General features: G+C 65.6%; 15 protein-coding genes and 1 tRNA gene. 8 read left to right on the forward strand and 8 right to left on the reverse strand.

Annotated features, from left to right (window positions below; genetic code table 11):
- Positions 1-49: 49 nt before the first annotated feature.
- Positions 50-1,120, forward strand: a complete 1,071-nt coding sequence (gene queG, locus MJ606_RS10300) for a tRNA epoxyqueuosine(34) reductase QueG (RefSeq protein ID WP_243049426.1) — start codon at positions 50-52, stop codon at positions 1,118-1,120.
- Positions 1,121-1,124: 4 nt separating this feature from the next.
- On the opposite strand, the gene pgi is transcribed toward queG, so the two are convergent.
- From pgi to pcnB, 6 genes are all read right to left on the reverse strand, one after another.
- A complete protein-coding gene (gene pgi, locus MJ606_RS10305) occupies positions 1,125-2,759 on the reverse strand; it encodes a glucose-6-phosphate isomerase (protein ID WP_243049427.1) in 1,635 nt (544 codons plus the stop codon).
- A gap of 190 nt (positions 2,760-2,949) precedes the next feature.
- Complete coding sequence (gene panD / locus MJ606_RS10310) at positions 2,950-3,336, reverse strand: aspartate 1-decarboxylase (protein WP_090450268.1); 387 nt, start codon at positions 3,334-3,336, stop codon at positions 2,950-2,952.
- A gap of 102 nt (positions 3,337-3,438) precedes the next feature.
- Positions 3,439-4,284: a pantoate--beta-alanine ligase gene (panC, locus tag MJ606_RS10315; RefSeq protein WP_243049428.1), complete on the reverse strand. Its 846-nt coding sequence runs from the start codon at positions 4,282-4,284 to the stop codon at positions 3,439-3,441.
- A gap of 14 nt (positions 4,285-4,298) precedes the next feature.
- Positions 4,299-5,129, reverse strand: coding sequence for a 3-methyl-2-oxobutanoate hydroxymethyltransferase (gene panB, locus MJ606_RS10320; protein ID WP_243049429.1), 831 nt, complete (start codon positions 5,127-5,129; stop codon positions 4,299-4,301).
- Positions 5,130-5,185: 56 nt separating this feature from the next.
- Complete coding sequence (gene folK / locus MJ606_RS10325) at positions 5,186-5,668, reverse strand: 2-amino-4-hydroxy-6-hydroxymethyldihydropteridine diphosphokinase (protein ID WP_243049430.1); 483 nt, start codon at positions 5,666-5,668, stop codon at positions 5,186-5,188.
- Positions 5,665-7,035: a polynucleotide adenylyltransferase PcnB gene (gene pcnB / locus MJ606_RS10330; protein WP_243049431.1), complete on the reverse strand. Its 1,371-nt coding sequence runs from the start codon at positions 7,033-7,035 to the stop codon at positions 5,665-5,667. The genes folK and pcnB overlap by 4 nt, the downstream gene beginning before the upstream one ends.
- Positions 7,036-7,217: 182 nt before the next feature.
- On the opposite strand from pcnB, the gene MJ606_RS10335 reads away from it, so the two are divergent.
- A tRNA-Glu gene (locus MJ606_RS10335) sits at positions 7,218-7,293 on the forward strand.
- A 49-nt stretch (positions 7,294-7,342) separates the two neighbouring features.
- A complete protein-coding gene (fdxA, locus tag MJ606_RS10340) occupies positions 7,343-7,666 on the forward strand; it encodes a ferredoxin FdxA (protein WP_243049432.1) in 324 nt (107 codons plus the stop codon).
- Positions 7,667-7,760: 94 nt separating this feature from the next.
- On the opposite strand, the gene MJ606_RS10345 is transcribed toward fdxA, so the two are convergent.
- Both MJ606_RS10345 and dapA read right to left on the reverse strand, forming a co-directional pair.
- Entirely contained in the window at positions 7,761-8,354 is a 594-nt protein-coding gene (locus MJ606_RS10345) for a hypothetical protein (protein WP_243049433.1), read from the reverse strand.
- A gap of 39 nt (positions 8,355-8,393) precedes the next feature.
- On the reverse strand, positions 8,394-9,287 hold the full coding sequence (gene dapA / locus MJ606_RS10350; protein WP_243049434.1) for a 4-hydroxy-tetrahydrodipicolinate synthase: 894 nt from the start codon (positions 9,285-9,287) through the stop codon (positions 8,394-8,396).
- Between the two features lie 114 nt (positions 9,288-9,401).
- Between dapA and MJ606_RS10355 the strand changes: the two genes are divergently transcribed.
- From MJ606_RS10355 to MJ606_RS10375, 5 genes are all read left to right on the forward strand, one after another.
- Positions 9,402-9,965, forward strand: a complete 564-nt coding sequence (locus MJ606_RS10355; protein ID WP_243049576.1) for a glycine cleavage system protein R — start codon at positions 9,402-9,404, stop codon at positions 9,963-9,965.
- 273 nt (positions 9,966-10,238) lie between these two features.
- On the forward strand, positions 10,239-10,700 hold the full coding sequence (locus tag MJ606_RS10360) for a peroxiredoxin (protein ID WP_243049435.1): 462 nt from the start codon (positions 10,239-10,241) through the stop codon (positions 10,698-10,700).
- Between the two features lie 151 nt (positions 10,701-10,851).
- A complete protein-coding gene (locus MJ606_RS10365) occupies positions 10,852-12,231 on the forward strand; it encodes a PhoH family protein (RefSeq protein ID WP_243049436.1) in 1,380 nt (459 codons plus the stop codon).
- A gap of 9 nt (positions 12,232-12,240) precedes the next feature.
- Positions 12,241-13,026, forward strand: coding sequence for a bifunctional hydroxymethylpyrimidine kinase/phosphomethylpyrimidine kinase (gene thiD, locus MJ606_RS10370; RefSeq protein WP_243049437.1), 786 nt, complete (start codon positions 12,241-12,243; stop codon positions 13,024-13,026).
- 89 nt (positions 13,027-13,115) lie between these two features.
- Positions 13,116-14,060: an aspartyl/asparaginyl beta-hydroxylase domain-containing protein gene (locus MJ606_RS10375; RefSeq protein WP_243049438.1), complete on the forward strand. Its 945-nt coding sequence runs from the start codon at positions 13,116-13,118 to the stop codon at positions 14,058-14,060.
- Positions 14,061-14,158 lie beyond the last annotated feature (98 nt).

Here is a 14,158-nt window from a genome sequence, read left to right on the forward strand (position 1 = left end):
TAGGCATGCCTGCCACGGGCTCCGCAGTCGTAGCGCCTACAATAGGCCCATGCCTAGCACCGCCGCCCCTGCCGTCGACTACGCCGCGCTCGCCCGCGACATCAAGCACTGGGCGCGCGAGCTGGGCTTTGCCGAGACAGGCATTTCCGGCACCGCGCTTAGCGAAGACGAGGTTCACCTCAAGCGCTGGCTCGACGATGGCCACCACGGCGAGATGGATTACATGGCCCGCCACGGCGACAAGCGCAGCCGCCCCGCCGAGCTGGAACCCGGCACGCTGCGCGTGATCTCGGTGCGCATGGATTACATCCCGCCCGGCACGCGCAACGCGTGGAACGTGCTGGAAGACCCCGAGGCCGGCTACGTGGCGCGCTACGCGCTGGGCCGCGACTATCACAAGCTCATGCGCAACCGGCTGCAGAAACTGGCCGAGCGCATCCATGGCGCCATCGGCGACTTCGGCTACCGCGCGTTTGTCGACTCCGCGCCGGTGCTGGAAAAGGCGCTGGCACGCAACGCGGGACTGGGCTGGATCGGCAAGCACACGGTGCTGATCAATCGCCGCGCGGGCTCGTATTTCTTCCTGGGTGAGCTGTACACCAACCTGCCATTGCCGGTGGACGAACCCGCCACGGCCCATTGCGGCAGCTGCCGGCGCTGCATCGACATCTGCCCCACGCAGGCGATCATCGCACCATACCGGCTCGATGCGCGCCGCTGCATCTCGTATCTCACCATCGAGTTGCGCGGCAGCATTCCCGAGGAACTGCGCGCGCCGATCGGCAACCGCATCTTCGGCTGCGACGACTGCCAGCTGATCTGTCCGTGGAACAAGTTCGCGCAGGACACCAGCGAACCCGACTTCGCCCCGCGCCATCGGCTCGATGGAGCCAGGCTGGTCGAGCTATTCGGCTGGAGCGAGCAGGAATTCCTGCAGCGCACCGAAGGCATGGCGATCCGCCGTACCGGCTACGAGGGATGGCTGCGCAACATCGCGGTGGCGCTGGGCAATGCGCCTCGTTCGGAGGAAGTACGCCAGGCGTTGCTGGCGCGCGCCGACCACCCTTCGGCGATCGTGCGCGAGCACGTGGCATGGGCGCTGGCGCGGCACCCGTCCTAGCTCCTTACTTGCGGCGTTCGTGGATCGCCTCGATCAAGGCCTGCGTGGCCGTATCGAAAGACCCGGCATGCCCCGAATCACTTTCCAGCGCCGGCAATATCTGCCGCGCGATGGACTTGCCCAGTTCCACGCCCCACTGGTCGAAGGCATTGATGCCCCACAGATGGCCGAGCATGAACACCTTGTGCTCGTACAGCGCGATCAATGCGCCGAGGCTTTCCGGCGTCAGCGCGTCGAGCAGGATCACCGTGCTCGGGCGATCACCCGGGAAGGTACGCTGCGCGGCCAGCACACGGCGGGCGGCATCATCGCCCTCCTTCGCTTCGGCCAATGCCTCGTCGAAGGTCTTGCCAAGCGCCAGCGCGGCCGCCTGGGCCAGCAGGTTGGACAGCAGGGCATCGTGATTGGCCTGCAGATCGTGCGCGGGCTTCACCACGCCGATGAATTCCAGCGGCACCACGTCGGTGCCCTGGTGCAGCGCCTGGAAGTACGCGTGCTGCGCGTTGGTCCCCACGCTGCCCCACACCACCGCCGAAGTGGATTGCGCCACCGGTTGGCCCTGCGGGGTGACCTGCTTGCCCAGGCTCTCCATCTCCAGCTGCTGCAGGTAGGAAGTGAGGTCGGTCAGCAGATCCGCATACGGCACTACCGCGCGACTGCCGCGCCCATGGCCATTGCGGTTCCACAGTTCCACCAGGCTCAGCAGCACCGGCAGGTTTTCCTGCCAGGGCGCGCTGCGGAAATGATCGTCGATATGTGCCGCGCCCTTGAGCAGCGCATGGAAGTTGTAGCTGCCGATGGCCAGCGCCAGCGACAGGCCGACCGCCGACCACAGCGAGAAACGGCCGCCGACGAAATCCCACATCGGATAGACCTGCGCCGCCGGCACGCCCCAGGCTTCCGCAGCCGCGACGTTCGCGCTCACCGCCAGGAAGTGACGCGACACCGCGTTCGCATCGCCAGCGTATGCACGACTGATCCAGTCGCGCAGCACCGTGCCGTTGAGCAGGGTTTCCTGCGTGGTGAAGGTCTTGGATACCACCACCACCAGCGTGCGCTTGGGATCGAGCTGATGCATCAGCTCATATGCCGACTGACCGTCGACGTTGGTGAGGAAGTGACTGCGCAAGCCCGGCACGTGATACGGCGCCAACGCCCGCACGGCGAGGCGCGGACCAAGATCGGAACCGCCGATGCCGATATTGACCACATCCGTGATGCCCGGCGCGACACCGAAATCGGAGGCATCGCCCAGGCCAATGGCGTGTACCAGGGCGTCGATGCGCTGCAGCGTCTGCTCGATCTCCTGCAACGCATCGCGCGGTGCTGGCGAAGGCAGCTGCGAGCCACTGGCGCGCAATGCGGTATGCAGTACCGCGCGATGCTCGGAGGTATTGATGGGCGCGCCGGCGAACATCGCATCACGCGCGGCCTGCCAGCCGCTGGCCTCGACATGCGCACCGAGCGCGTCGAGCGCGACGCCATCGAGTTTCTGGCGACTCAAATCCAGCAGGATCGGCCCGGATCGGTGTCGCAGCCGCTTGCCGCGCGCGGCATCCTTCAGCAAATCACGCAGATGGACGCGTGCAAGACGATCGACGTGCTCTGCCAGGAAGGACGAACGGCGCTCGGGCGACATGGGCTCTCATGCTTGACGAATGGGAACCCCGATCTTACGCAGCTCCCAGTGCCCGATGCCAGCACCCATGTGGCGGCGCAGCCATGGCACCGGAACCATACGCCTGCGCACAGCGCGCGCTACTGCGTCAGGAAGTGTTTCCGTTGGAACGCACTTCCTGTTGAAGAGCCCATGAGCGGGCCCCCGGGGCTTAGGCCGCCGCCATCTGCTTGGGGATCGAACGATTGGTGTGCGAGATGCGGTTATCGGCATCCACGTACACCAAGGTGGGCTGGAACTGCTCGACCTCGGCCTCGGACAGCTGGGCGAACGCGGCGATGATGATCAGGTCGCCGGGCTGGGCGCGATGTGCCGCGCTGCCGTTGACCGAGATGATGCCGGAGCCTTCCTCGGCACGCAGCGCATAGGTGACGAAGCGCTTGCCGTTGTTGATGTTCCAGGCGTGGATCTGCTCGTACTCGCGAATGCCGGAGGCATCGAGCAACAGGCCGTCGATCGCGATGGAGCCTTCGTAATGGAGCTCGGCGTGGGTCACCGTCGCACGGTGGATCTTGGCCTTGAGCATGTTCAGATTCATGACTTCAGTTTCCGGCAGGTAAAGCCCGCGTAGCCCACTATTATCGAGCCGGGTTCGCGGCGTCGCAACATGGGGCCGACTTCGGCCCCAATATGGGGTCGCTCAGTCGAACGGCAAGTTGTCGATCAGGCGGGTCTTGCCCAGCCGGGCGGCGATCAGCGCCACCAGCCCTTCGCGCTCGCCATCCGCCGGCTCGGAGAGGTCATCGACGCGGCGAATCGCCGCATAGTCCGGCTCGAAGCCGGCCCGGGCCAGCTTGGAGGCGGCGGCCTGTTCCACCACTGCGCGGGCATGCCCCTTGGCGATCAGCTCACGCATCTGCTGCAGCGTGGCGTAGAGCTGCGGCGCCAGGACGCGCTCCTCGGCAGAGAGGTACTGGTTGCGGGAGCTGAGCGCCAGCCCGTCATCGGCGCGCAGGGTCGCCGCGGCCATGATCTTCACCGGCAACGACAGGTCGCGCACCATGCGCTCGATCACCTTGAGCTGCTGGAAATCCTTCTGGCCGAACACCGCCAGGTCCGGCTGCACCAGGTTGAACAGCTTGCACACCACCGTGGCCACGCCGTCGAAATGGCCGGGGCGATGCGCCCCTTCCAGCGTCTCGGTGAGCTGGGGCACATGGATGCTGACGCTGTTCTGCGCGCCGAACGGATACATCGTGGCCACTTCGGGGGCGAACAGCAGATCGCACTCCTGTTCGGCCAGCCCCACCTGATCCTGCACCAGGGTGCGCGGATAGCGTTCGAAATCCTCGTTAGGACCGAACTGCGTCGGATTGACGAATACGCTGGCCACCACGCGATCGGCGCGCGCGCGGGCCAGCTTGATCAGCGAATGGTGACCGGCATGCAGGTTGCCCATGGTGGGCACGAAACCTACGGTGAGGCCTTGGCCACGCCAGCCACGGATGGTGGCGCGCAGCGCGGCGACGTCTTGCACTGTCTGCATGTCTGCTTTGCTCTTCAGTCGAAGCTGTGTTCAGGGGCCGGGAAGGCGCCACTGCGCACGTCCTCGGCGTAGGCCGCGATCGCCGCGGCCACCGAATCGCGTCCTGCGAGAAAATCCTTGCTGAACTTCGGGCGCTTGCCCGGCGTGATGCCCAGCATGTCCTGGATCACCAGCACCTGGCCATCGCAATGCGGGCCGGCACCGATGCCGATGGTCGGGATGGAAACGGCGCGCGTGATGCGCTCGCCCAACGCCGTGGGAATACCTTCGAGCACCAGCAGGTCGGCACCCGCGGCCTCGACCGCCTCGGCCTGTGCCACCAACCGGTCCGCCGCTTCCTGGGCGCGTCCCTGAATACGAAAACCGCCGAACTTGTGCACGGACTGCGGCGTGAGGCCGAGATGCGCGCACACCGGAATCGCACGCTCCACCAGGGCCGAAATGGCTTCGAGGATATGCGGCGCAGCGCCCTCGATCTTCACCATGGCCGCGCCCCCTTCGCTCACCAGCTGGGCGCCGGCTTCCAGTGCATGCGCGACATCGCGATCGGCCATGAACGGCAGATCAGCGATCAGCAAGGTAGCGGACAAGCCGCGCGCCACGATGCTGGTGTGGTAGACCATGTGATCCAGCGTCACCGGCAAGGTGCTGCTGTGCCCTTGGATCACCATGCCCAGCGAGTCGCCCACCAGGGCGACATCGACGCCGGCCATCTCCAGCTGCGCCGCAAACGTGGCGTCGTACGCGGTAAGCATGACGATGCGACGACCTTCCGCCTTCATGGCACGCAACGATGGCACGGTGACCGGCTTGCGTGTGGGTGCGTTCGCTTTCTGCGCGTACACAACAATTCCTTAGAGCGGAGTTAGACGTTGATTATCCCGCGTGCGAGGTGAAGGGCTCAAGGCAACCGTTCACAGCCGGCGGTATCGAGTGAAGCCAGCAGATCCGCCACCCGGCCCTGGCCCGGCAGCTGCAATGCGGGCGCCAGGTCATGCAGGGGCAGCAGCACAAAGGCGCGCTCGCGGATGCGCGGGTGCGGCAAGGTCAATCGCTCGTCGGAGAACGCCACGCCGTCCAGATGCAATATGTCCAGATCGAGCGTACGCGGCCCCCAGCGCTCGCCATCACGCACGCGGCCAGCCGCCCGCTCGATCGCCAGCAGCGCATCGAGCAATTCATGTGGCGGCAGGGCCGTATCGACATGCGCAACAGCATTGATGAAAGGCGGCTGCTCCAACACACCCCATGGTGGCGTGAGATACAGCGGCGAACGCGCCAGCAGTCGCGTGCCGGGCAACTGCGCCAGCGCATCGAAGGCACCCAGCACCTGGGCGCGCGCGTCGCCCAGGTTGCTGCCCAGCGCGATAAAGGCTTCGATCACGCGGGATCCGACTTGCTGCCCGATTTGTTGCCCGACTTGCCGGCCGGCTTGCGTCGGCGACGCTTGCGTGGCGAGGGCACCGCGGCGACTTCGCCAGCCGGGCCCTGCGGCGCACTGCCGGTCAAGGCAGCGGCAAGCGTCTCATGGGGCAATTGCTGGGCATGCGCCCACCACTGCCCCAACTCGCGGATCGCCGGCGACTCGGCGGCACGCAACAACAGGAAATCGAACGCGGCACGGAAACGCGGATGCGCCATCAGCCGGAACACGCGCTTGCGCTGCACCTGCTCGAAACGTGGCTGCAGCGACCAGATCTCTTCCATGGTGAGGGTGAAGCGGCGCGGGATCGCCACGCGCTGGCACTGCTCGCCCACCACCTGCGCGGCGGCACGATCCCAGGCGGCTGCGCTCTCCATGCCCTTGGTCGTCCAGGTGTGCGCCAGATCGCGCACCTCACCCCACAACAGCACGGCAAACAGGAATGCCGGCGTGACCGACTTGCCTTCGGCGACGCGCGCATCGGTATTGGCCAGGCCCTGCTCGATCAAGGCACGCAAGGCCTCGTCGCCGCGCTTGAGCGCGCGCGCGGTGGCTGGGAACATGAACTTCAGCAAGCCACTCCGTTCAAGCAGATGGAAGCTCTTGAGGCCGTTGCCGGCCAGGAACATCTTGAGCGACTCGTCGAACAGGCGCGCCGGTGCGGCATCGGCCAGCAGCGGCCCCAGCTCGGCGAACGGCGCGGACGCCGCCGCGTCGATGCGGAAACCAAGCTTGGCCGCCAGGCGCACCGCACGCAGCATGCGCACCGGGTCTTCGCGATAGCGGGTGGCCGGATCGCCGATCAGGTGCAGCACGCGATCTTCCACGTCCTGCATGCCGCCGACGTAATCGCGCACCGAGAAATCGCTGATGTCGTAGTAGAGCGCATTGACGCGGAAGTCGCGCCTGATGGCGTCTTCCTCGATGGTGCCCCATACGTTGTCGCGCACGATGCGGCCGTCGACGATATGGCGGTCACCTTCGCCTTCTTCCTCGCCGGTGCCACGGAAGGTGGCCACCTCGATGATCTCCGGCCCGTAGACCACATGGGCCAGGCGGAAGCGACGGCCGATCAGGCGCGAGTTGCGGAAAAGCTTCTTCACCTCGTCCGGCGTCGCATTGGTGGCGACGTCGAAATCCTTGGGGTGTCCGCCAAGCAGCAGGTCGCGCACGGCGCCGCCGACCAGATAGGCCTGGTAGCCGGCCTCGTTGAGGCGGTACAGCACGCGCAAAGCGGCCTTGCTGATGTTCTTGCGCGAAATCACGTGCTGCTCGCGCGGAATGATGCGCAGTGCAGGCGTAGTGGTGGTCCTTGCGTCGTGATTCAAGCGGTAGGGATCCTTGCGGGCGCGGTGGCGCCATTCAAAGCGAAATCGCGACGCCAGGCGCCGCGTCCACTCCCGCCGTGGCCCCAGGGAGCTGACGGGACTGTTTCGCACGGAGGGACCATGCGTCCCGGGCATTGCCGGGCGAAACAATTTCGCTATACTAGCGCGCTCCGGTGCATTTCGCTCCCTTCGTCTAGTGGCCTAGGACACCGCCCTCTCAAGGCGGGAACACGAGTTCGAACCTCGTAGGGAGCGCCACTTCCGGCCTGGCAAGGCCCCGGCTCATTCTAAACAGGCACGCGACAGTATGACTTTTGTCGTTACCGACAACTGCATCAAGTGCAAATACACCGACTGTGTCGAGGTTTGTCCAGTCGACGCCTTCCACGAAGGCCCCAACTTCCTGGTGATCAATCCGGACGAGTGCATTGACTGCACCCTGTGCGAGCCGGAGTGCCCGATCAACGCCATCTACCCCGAGGACGACGTGCCCGCCGGGCAGGAATCGTTCGTGGCGCTGAATGCGGAGCTGGCCAAGAGCTGGCCGGTGATCACCGAGCGCAAGGACGGCCTGGCTGACGCCAAGGCATGGGAAAACAAGCCCGGCAAGCTCGACCTGCTGGAGCGTTGAACTCCCCCACTGCCGGCCAGGTGAACCCCGCCTGACGCGCATACAAGAAAACGCCGCCCAAGGGCGGCGTTTTTTATGGCTGCGCGGGCCCGGCTCAGCTGCCGCCCAGGCGACCCTTGAGCGTATCGACCACCTTGGCCACCGCGGCGGCGTCGCCCTGGGCGCGCACTTCGCTGGCCTTGACACCACTGTTGCCGACGGTCAGCTGGACCTGATGCGGCGCGGCACCCGGAGCATCAGCCGTCTGCTTGGACTTGCCGTTGAACATGCTGCTGAAGAAGCCCTTCTTCTCGGTGGGCAGGTCCGAAGCCACCACGCTCAGCGTGTAGGTGTGGGCGTCGTCGTCATGCGCCAGCACCTGGCCGATATCGCCATTCTCCAGCGCCTGGCCGACACGGCGATAGGTGTTGTCGATGGTGTCATTGATCACGAAACCGTCCGCGATCACGCCGCCCCCCTTGCCGAAGCGGGCGGTGGCGCCATTGGCGGTCGGGTTGTTGGCACCCGGCTCGGGGATCACCAGCGCGGCGCTGGTGGACGGGGTATCCAGTCCCGGCGGGATCTCGAGCGGTGTTTCCTGTTTGGCGGTTTCCCAGGCTTTCTGCGAACGGAACATGCCGCAGCCGGAGAGCAACAAGGCAGACAAGGCCAGGACCGGCAGGGCCACCACAAGCGGGTTTTTCTTCATGTAAGCAGATTCCGTAGGAGTATCAGTAGCCCGAAAACATCAGGCCGCATTCGCCAAGGATGCCAGACCTGCCAGCGCTTCGCTCAGGCGCGTGCGGTCGGGACCATCCTCCAATTCAACCAAAGGCAGGCGCGGCGCCGCCAAACCCAGCCCCAAGGAAGGCAGCCCAGCCTTCACGGCGATCGGATTCGGCGCGCAGTTGAGCGCCTCCACCAACGGCGCCAGCGCCGCGTTGCAGCGCTGCGCCTCCAGCCGGTCGCCCGCCGTGGCCGCATCGCACAACATGCGAAACGCACGAGGCACCAGATTGGCTACCACCGAGATGGTACCCGCGCCCCCCGCCAGCATGGCCTTGGCCGCCGTACCGTCGTCACCGGAGAGATAGACGAAATCCGGGCGCGCAAGTTCCGCATTGGCCCGAATACGCTCGTCGCTGCTCAGGGCGTCCTTGATGCCCACGATGGCCGGGTGCTCGCGCAGCAGCGCCACGGTCGCGGGCAGCAAATCACAGGCGGTGCGCGTCGGCACGTTGTACAGCAGCACCGGCAGGCCACCGTGCTCGGCCACTTCCAGGAAGTGCCGGCGCAGGCCCTCCTGGGTGGGCCGCACGTAATAAGGGGCGACCACCAGTGCCGCGTCGGCGCCCAGCGCCTTCGCGCGACGGGTAAGCGCCACCGTCTTGGCCGTGCCGGCCTCGCCGGTGCCGGCGATGACCGGGATACGCCCCGCCACGCGCTCTACCGCAAAGGCCAGCAGGCGGTCGTATTCCTCGTGCTCAAGCATGTGCGCCTCGCCGGTGGACCCGGCCACGACCACGCCTTCCGTGCCGCCCTCGAGCTGGTAGTCGAGCAGCCGCCCGAAAGCCGCCAGATCGAGTGCACCGTCCGCCGCGAACGGCGTCACCAGTGCACAGATGCTTCCACGAATGTTCAAGACCCGCTCCGGCCAAAATCCAGCCCTGCATATTACTTGCGGCTTTGCAGGGGCGACAAGTAAGCTCGGAGGGTCAAGCGCCACCCCGCGGCGTGCGGGGATTGCCACAGGTGGATCCCCTTGAACCGTTCTTCCGCGCGTACCAGCAGTGACAACCAATTGCTGATCCAGACGCTGACCCCTTCCCCGCGCACCCCCTTGCTCAACCTGGCCCGGCGCATCGCCGAGGCGGGCTGCAACCTGGCCGATGCCCGCGTGGCGACGCTGGGCACCGATACGTCGCTGACCCTGCTGGCCACCGGCGCCTGGGATGCCGTGGCCAAGCTGGAATCGGCCCTGACCAAGCTGGCGCGCGACGAGGAGCTGCGGCTGGTCCACTACCGCACCGGCCCGCGCGAGCATCACTCGCACCTGCTGCCCTACCTGGTCGAAGTGATCTCGGCCGACCGCCCGGGCATCCTGGTGAAGATCATCGACTTCTTCGATCGCCGCGACATCGTGATCGAGCAGCTCAGCTCGATGCGCTACCAGGCCATGCAGACGGGAGCGGAGATGTTCCAGGCGCAGATCACCATCGGCATTCCCGCGGCGACCCATATCGCGGCGCTGCGCGATGATTTCCTGGAGTTCTGCGATGGCCTGAACCTTGACGCCATCATGGACCCGGTCAAGTTCTGAGCCCTCGGCGCAGCGCCGGGGCGCGATTTTTGGCATCACCGCCGGGCTGTTGAGCATGCCTCCAGGCGACATGCCTTGCAAGGGCTGTTATCCGCCAAAACAAGCGCTAGTCTCTGTCTCCAGGCAGCACCGGAGAACATGCATGCAGCAGGCGGGTCGAGCCGTACCGATCGCAGGGCACACGCCTGCCGCCCGCCTGCCAGCTGTCGCCGCCCTGCCCGTCCCGATCCCCCGTATGCAGTCGAAGCCCCTCGGGGCTTCGCAGGAGAACTCATGCCCGAAGTCGGCAAAAAAGTCCCCAAGCTCAAAGGCCCGACCGGCGATGGCGGCGAGCTGAAACTCGACAGCCTCAAGGGCCAATGGGTGGTGGTGTACTTCTATCCGAAGGACAGCACGCCCGGTTGCACCAACGAAGCGAAAGACTTTCGCGACCTGTATCCGGCGTTCCACAAGCGCCATGCGCAAATCATCGGCGTCTCGCGCGATTCGGTGAAGTCCCACGCCAATTTCGCCGCCAAGCAGGAACTGCCGTTCCCGCTCGTATCCGACCCCGAGGAAACCTGGTGCCAGGCCTTCGACGTGATCCACGAGAAGGTGCTGTATGGAAAACGTCACATGGGTGTCGTACGAAGTACCTTCCTTATCGATCCCGAAGGCAGGCTGGTCCAGGAATGGCGCAACGTGAAAATTCCTGGCCACGCCCAGGCCGTGCTCGACGCCATCCCCGCCAAGTGACCCCTGACCGCCCTTCCCGCCGCGCTTTCGCCCATCCCGCCGGATGGACGCAAGGCGTGGTGCACGGCAATCCGGCCGACCCGGCCGGCTCCCCGCGGCATGCCGCATGCCGCGGTTCTTCCACCTCGCATCCTCAAGAGGTTCCTTCCGTATGACCGGAAGCAAGCGCATCTACGCCCTCGACACCAATGTGTTGTTGCACGATCCGACCTCGCTGTTCCGCTTCGAGGAACACGATGTCTTCATTCCCATGACGGTGCTGGAAGAGCTGGACGAAAAGAAAAAAGGCGCGTCGGAAGTCTCGCGCAACGGCCGCCAGGTCAGCCGCTTTCTCAACGAGCTGATCGAGCGCGGCAATGGCCATGGCATCAGCAACGGCCTGGAACTGGCCAACCCGCAGGGCGTCAACCTCAAACGCGGCCTCGCGGTGGGCCGCCTGTATTTCCAGCAGCGCACCACCAACGGCCACGGCAAGGCCGACAACCAGATCCTGTCGGCGGTGATCGAACTGCGCGACGAGAATCCCGATAGCGCGGTGATCCTGGTCAGCAAGGACATCAACCTGCGCATCAAGGCCAAGATCTATGGCATTCATGCGGAGGATTACGAGAACGATCGGGCGCTGGACGATTTCGCGCTGTTGTACACCGGCTCGACCGAACTGACCGAGGATTTCTGGGAGCGTCACCCGGAAGTGCAATCGTGGAACGAACGCGGCCGCACCTTCTACAAGGTGGCGCGGCACGATGACGAGGACTGGTATCCCAACCAGTGCCTGTTCCTGCCCGGCGACAACAGCGTGGAACTGCGCGTGCTGCACGTGGACGACGTCAAGGCCACGCTGGTGCTGCTGGACGATCACAGCCACGCCAATCACGCCGTCTGGGGCATCGCGGCGCGCAATCGCGAGCAGAACTTCGCGCTCAACGTGCTGATGGACCCGGATGTGGATTTCGTCACCCTGCTCGGCACCGCCGGCACCGGCAAGACCCTGCTGGCACTGGCGGCGGGCCTGGCGCAGGTGATGGACCAGCAGCGCTATCGCGAGATCATCATGACCCGCGCCACCGTCTCGGTCGGCGAGGACATCGGCTTCCTGCCGGGCACGGAGGAAGAAAAGATGACGCCGTGGATGGGCGCGCTTACCGATAACCTCGAAGTGCTGGCCAACCCCGAGGAAGGCGGCAGCTGGGGGCGCCAGGCCACCAACGACCTGCTTGCCTCGCGCATCAAGATCCGCTCGCTGAACTTCATGCGCGGACGCACCTTCCTCTCGCGCTACCTGATCATCGACGAGGCGCAGAACCTTACGCCCAAGCAGATGAAGACGCTGATCACCCGCGCCGGCCCCGGCACCAAGATCGTCTGCCTGGGCAACGTGGAGCAGATCGACACGCCCTACCTCACCGAAACCACCTCCGGCCTCACCTATGCGGTGGACCGCTTCAAGCACTGGGACCATTCGGCGCATATCACCTTGCGGCGCGGTGAACGTTCGCGGCTGGCGGATTTTGCCTCGGAGGCGCTGTAAGCTCCGCGCATGCCTCGTACCGCACCACCGATCGCCCTCACCATCGCCGGCTCCGACTCCGGCGGTGGTGCGGGCATCCAGGCCGACCTCAAGACCTTCCATGCACGTGGCGTGCATGGCCTGTCGGTGATCGCGGCCATCACCTCGCAGAACACGCGCGGCGTCACCGCTGTGCATGCGGTGCCGTTGAAACACATCCGCAGCCAGCTCGCCGCCGTGTTCGATGATTTCCCGATCGGCGCGGTGAAGACCGGCATGCTCGGCACCGCCGCCGTGGTCCGGCTGGTGGCGAACGAGATGCGCGCGCGCAAGCCTGCCTGGCTGGTGGTCGATCCGGTGATGATCGCCACCAGTGGCGCGCGCCTGCTGGATGCCGATGCGGTAGAGGCCACGGTGGAGGAGCTGATCCCGCTCGCCGACGTGCTCACGCCCAATCTGCCCGAGGCGGAAGCCCTGCTGGGTCGCAAGCTGGGTACCCCGCAGGACTATGACGATGCCGGCGAGGCGCTGCTTGGTCTTGGCGCCGGCAGCGTTTTGCTCAAGGGCGGCCATGCCGATGAGCGCGAGGTGGTCGACCGTTTTTACGACGCTCGCGGCATGATGGAGCTGCGCCATCCACGCTTGCCCATCGAGGGGCATGGCACCGGCTGCACCCTGGCCTCGGCGATCGCCGCCGAGCTGGCCAAGGGGCAGGCGCCCCGCTCCGCCATACGCCGCGCGGTGGCCTACGTGCATCGCGCACTGGCCCGCGGTTACCGTCCCGGCGGTGGACTCGCGCACGTGCTCGGCCACTGAACCCGCACGTCAGCTGAACCAGATCAAAGGGGAGCGCTGGCCAGGGGGTAGAATGAGCGCTTCCGTCCCACGGCCGCGCCCCTAAGTCCATGATCCTTGCCCCGCGCCTCGTCCTGCTGATCCTGTTCCTGCTGTTCGCGTTCTGTGTGCTGCTGGTGCACCTGCGCGGCCGTGCCAAGCTGCGTTTCGACCGCCAGCTGGTGGACCACTCGGCAGTGTTCGCGCCATACAACCTGCTGATGTACGCCTTCTCGGCCGTACCGGCGCGCCCCATCCTGGATCGTCGCGGCTTTCCGCAGCTCGACCTGCTGCAGGCGAACTGGCAGACCATTCGCGAAGAGGCCATGCACCTGTTCGACGAGGGTTATATCCGCGCATCCGAGAAAAGCAACGACGCCAGCTTCAACAGCTTCTTCAAGCAGGGCTGGAAGCGCTTTTACCTGAAGTGGTACGGCGAACCGCTCGCTTCCGCCGAGACGCTGTGCCCCAAGACGGTGGCCCTGCTCAACTCGATCCCCAGCATCAAGGCGGCCATGTTTGCCCTGCTTCCGCCCGGCAGCAAGCTCAATCCGCACCGCGATCCGTTTGCCGGTTCGCTGCGTTACCACCTGGGCCTGATCACGCCAAACTCGGAAGACTGCCGCATCTTCGTCGATGGCGAGATGCACAGCTGGGGTGACGGCAAGGACGTGGTGTTCGACGAAACCTACGTGCACTGGGCCGAGAACCGCACCGACCAGACCCGCGTGATCCTGTTCGCCGACGTGGAGCGCCCGCTGCGCACGCGCTGGATGAGCGCCATCAATCATCGTGTCGGCGCGTTCATGGGCAAGATCACCGCGTCGCCCAATACCGAATCGCCCGAGGAAAAAACCGGTTTCGTCAACCGCGTGTTCGCGCTCAACCAGCGCAGCCGCGAGCGCAACCGCGCCTTCAAGAAGAAGCACCCCAAGCTGTTCCGCGCCGTGAAGTACGTGGGCATGCTGCTGCTGATCTGGATCATCTTCCTCGCGCCCTGGCCGTTCTTCCGCTGAACGTTCCAAGCCGCTGGCCCACGATGCCGTAGCGGTTGATCGCCTGGCCCGGCGGGCCGCACGAAGGTGCGCCGCATCGATGGCGGCACCGGGAAAAC

Origin of the sequence: Dyella sp. RRB7, assembly GCF_022761115.1 — a bacterium.
Lineage (GTDB): Bacteria > Pseudomonadota > Gammaproteobacteria > Xanthomonadales > Rhodanobacteraceae > Dyella.

What these genes read in the sequence shown, in the direction of transcription:
- queG (WP_243049426.1), top strand. Translation starts at nt 50, where the DNA reads ATGCCTAGCACCGCCGCCCCTGCCGTCGACTACGCCGCGCTCGCCCGC.
- pgi (WP_243049427.1), bottom strand. Translation starts at nt 2,759, where the DNA reads ATGTCGCCCGAGCGCCGTTCGTCCTTCCTGGCAGAGCACGTCGATCGT.
- panD (WP_090450268.1), bottom strand. Translation starts at nt 3,336, where the DNA reads ATGAATCTGAACATGCTCAAGGCCAAGATCCACCGTGCGACGGTGACC.
- panC (WP_243049428.1), bottom strand. Translation starts at nt 4,284, where the DNA reads ATGCAGACAGTGCAAGACGTCGCCGCGCTGCGCGCCACCATCCGTGGC.
- fdxA (WP_243049432.1), top strand. Translation starts at nt 7,343, where the DNA reads ATGACTTTTGTCGTTACCGACAACTGCATCAAGTGCAAATACACCGAC.
- MJ606_RS10345 (WP_243049433.1), bottom strand. Translation starts at nt 8,354, where the DNA reads ATGAAGAAAAACCCGCTTGTGGTGGCCCTGCCGGTCCTGGCCTTGTCT.
- MJ606_RS10360 (WP_243049435.1), top strand. Translation starts at nt 10,239, where the DNA reads ATGCCCGAAGTCGGCAAAAAAGTCCCCAAGCTCAAAGGCCCGACCGGC.
- MJ606_RS10365 (WP_243049436.1), top strand. Translation starts at nt 10,852, where the DNA reads ATGACCGGAAGCAAGCGCATCTACGCCCTCGACACCAATGTGTTGTTG.
- thiD (WP_243049437.1), top strand. Translation starts at nt 12,241, where the DNA reads ATGCCTCGTACCGCACCACCGATCGCCCTCACCATCGCCGGCTCCGAC.
- MJ606_RS10375 (WP_243049438.1), top strand. Translation starts at nt 13,116, where the DNA reads ATGATCCTTGCCCCGCGCCTCGTCCTGCTGATCCTGTTCCTGCTGTTC.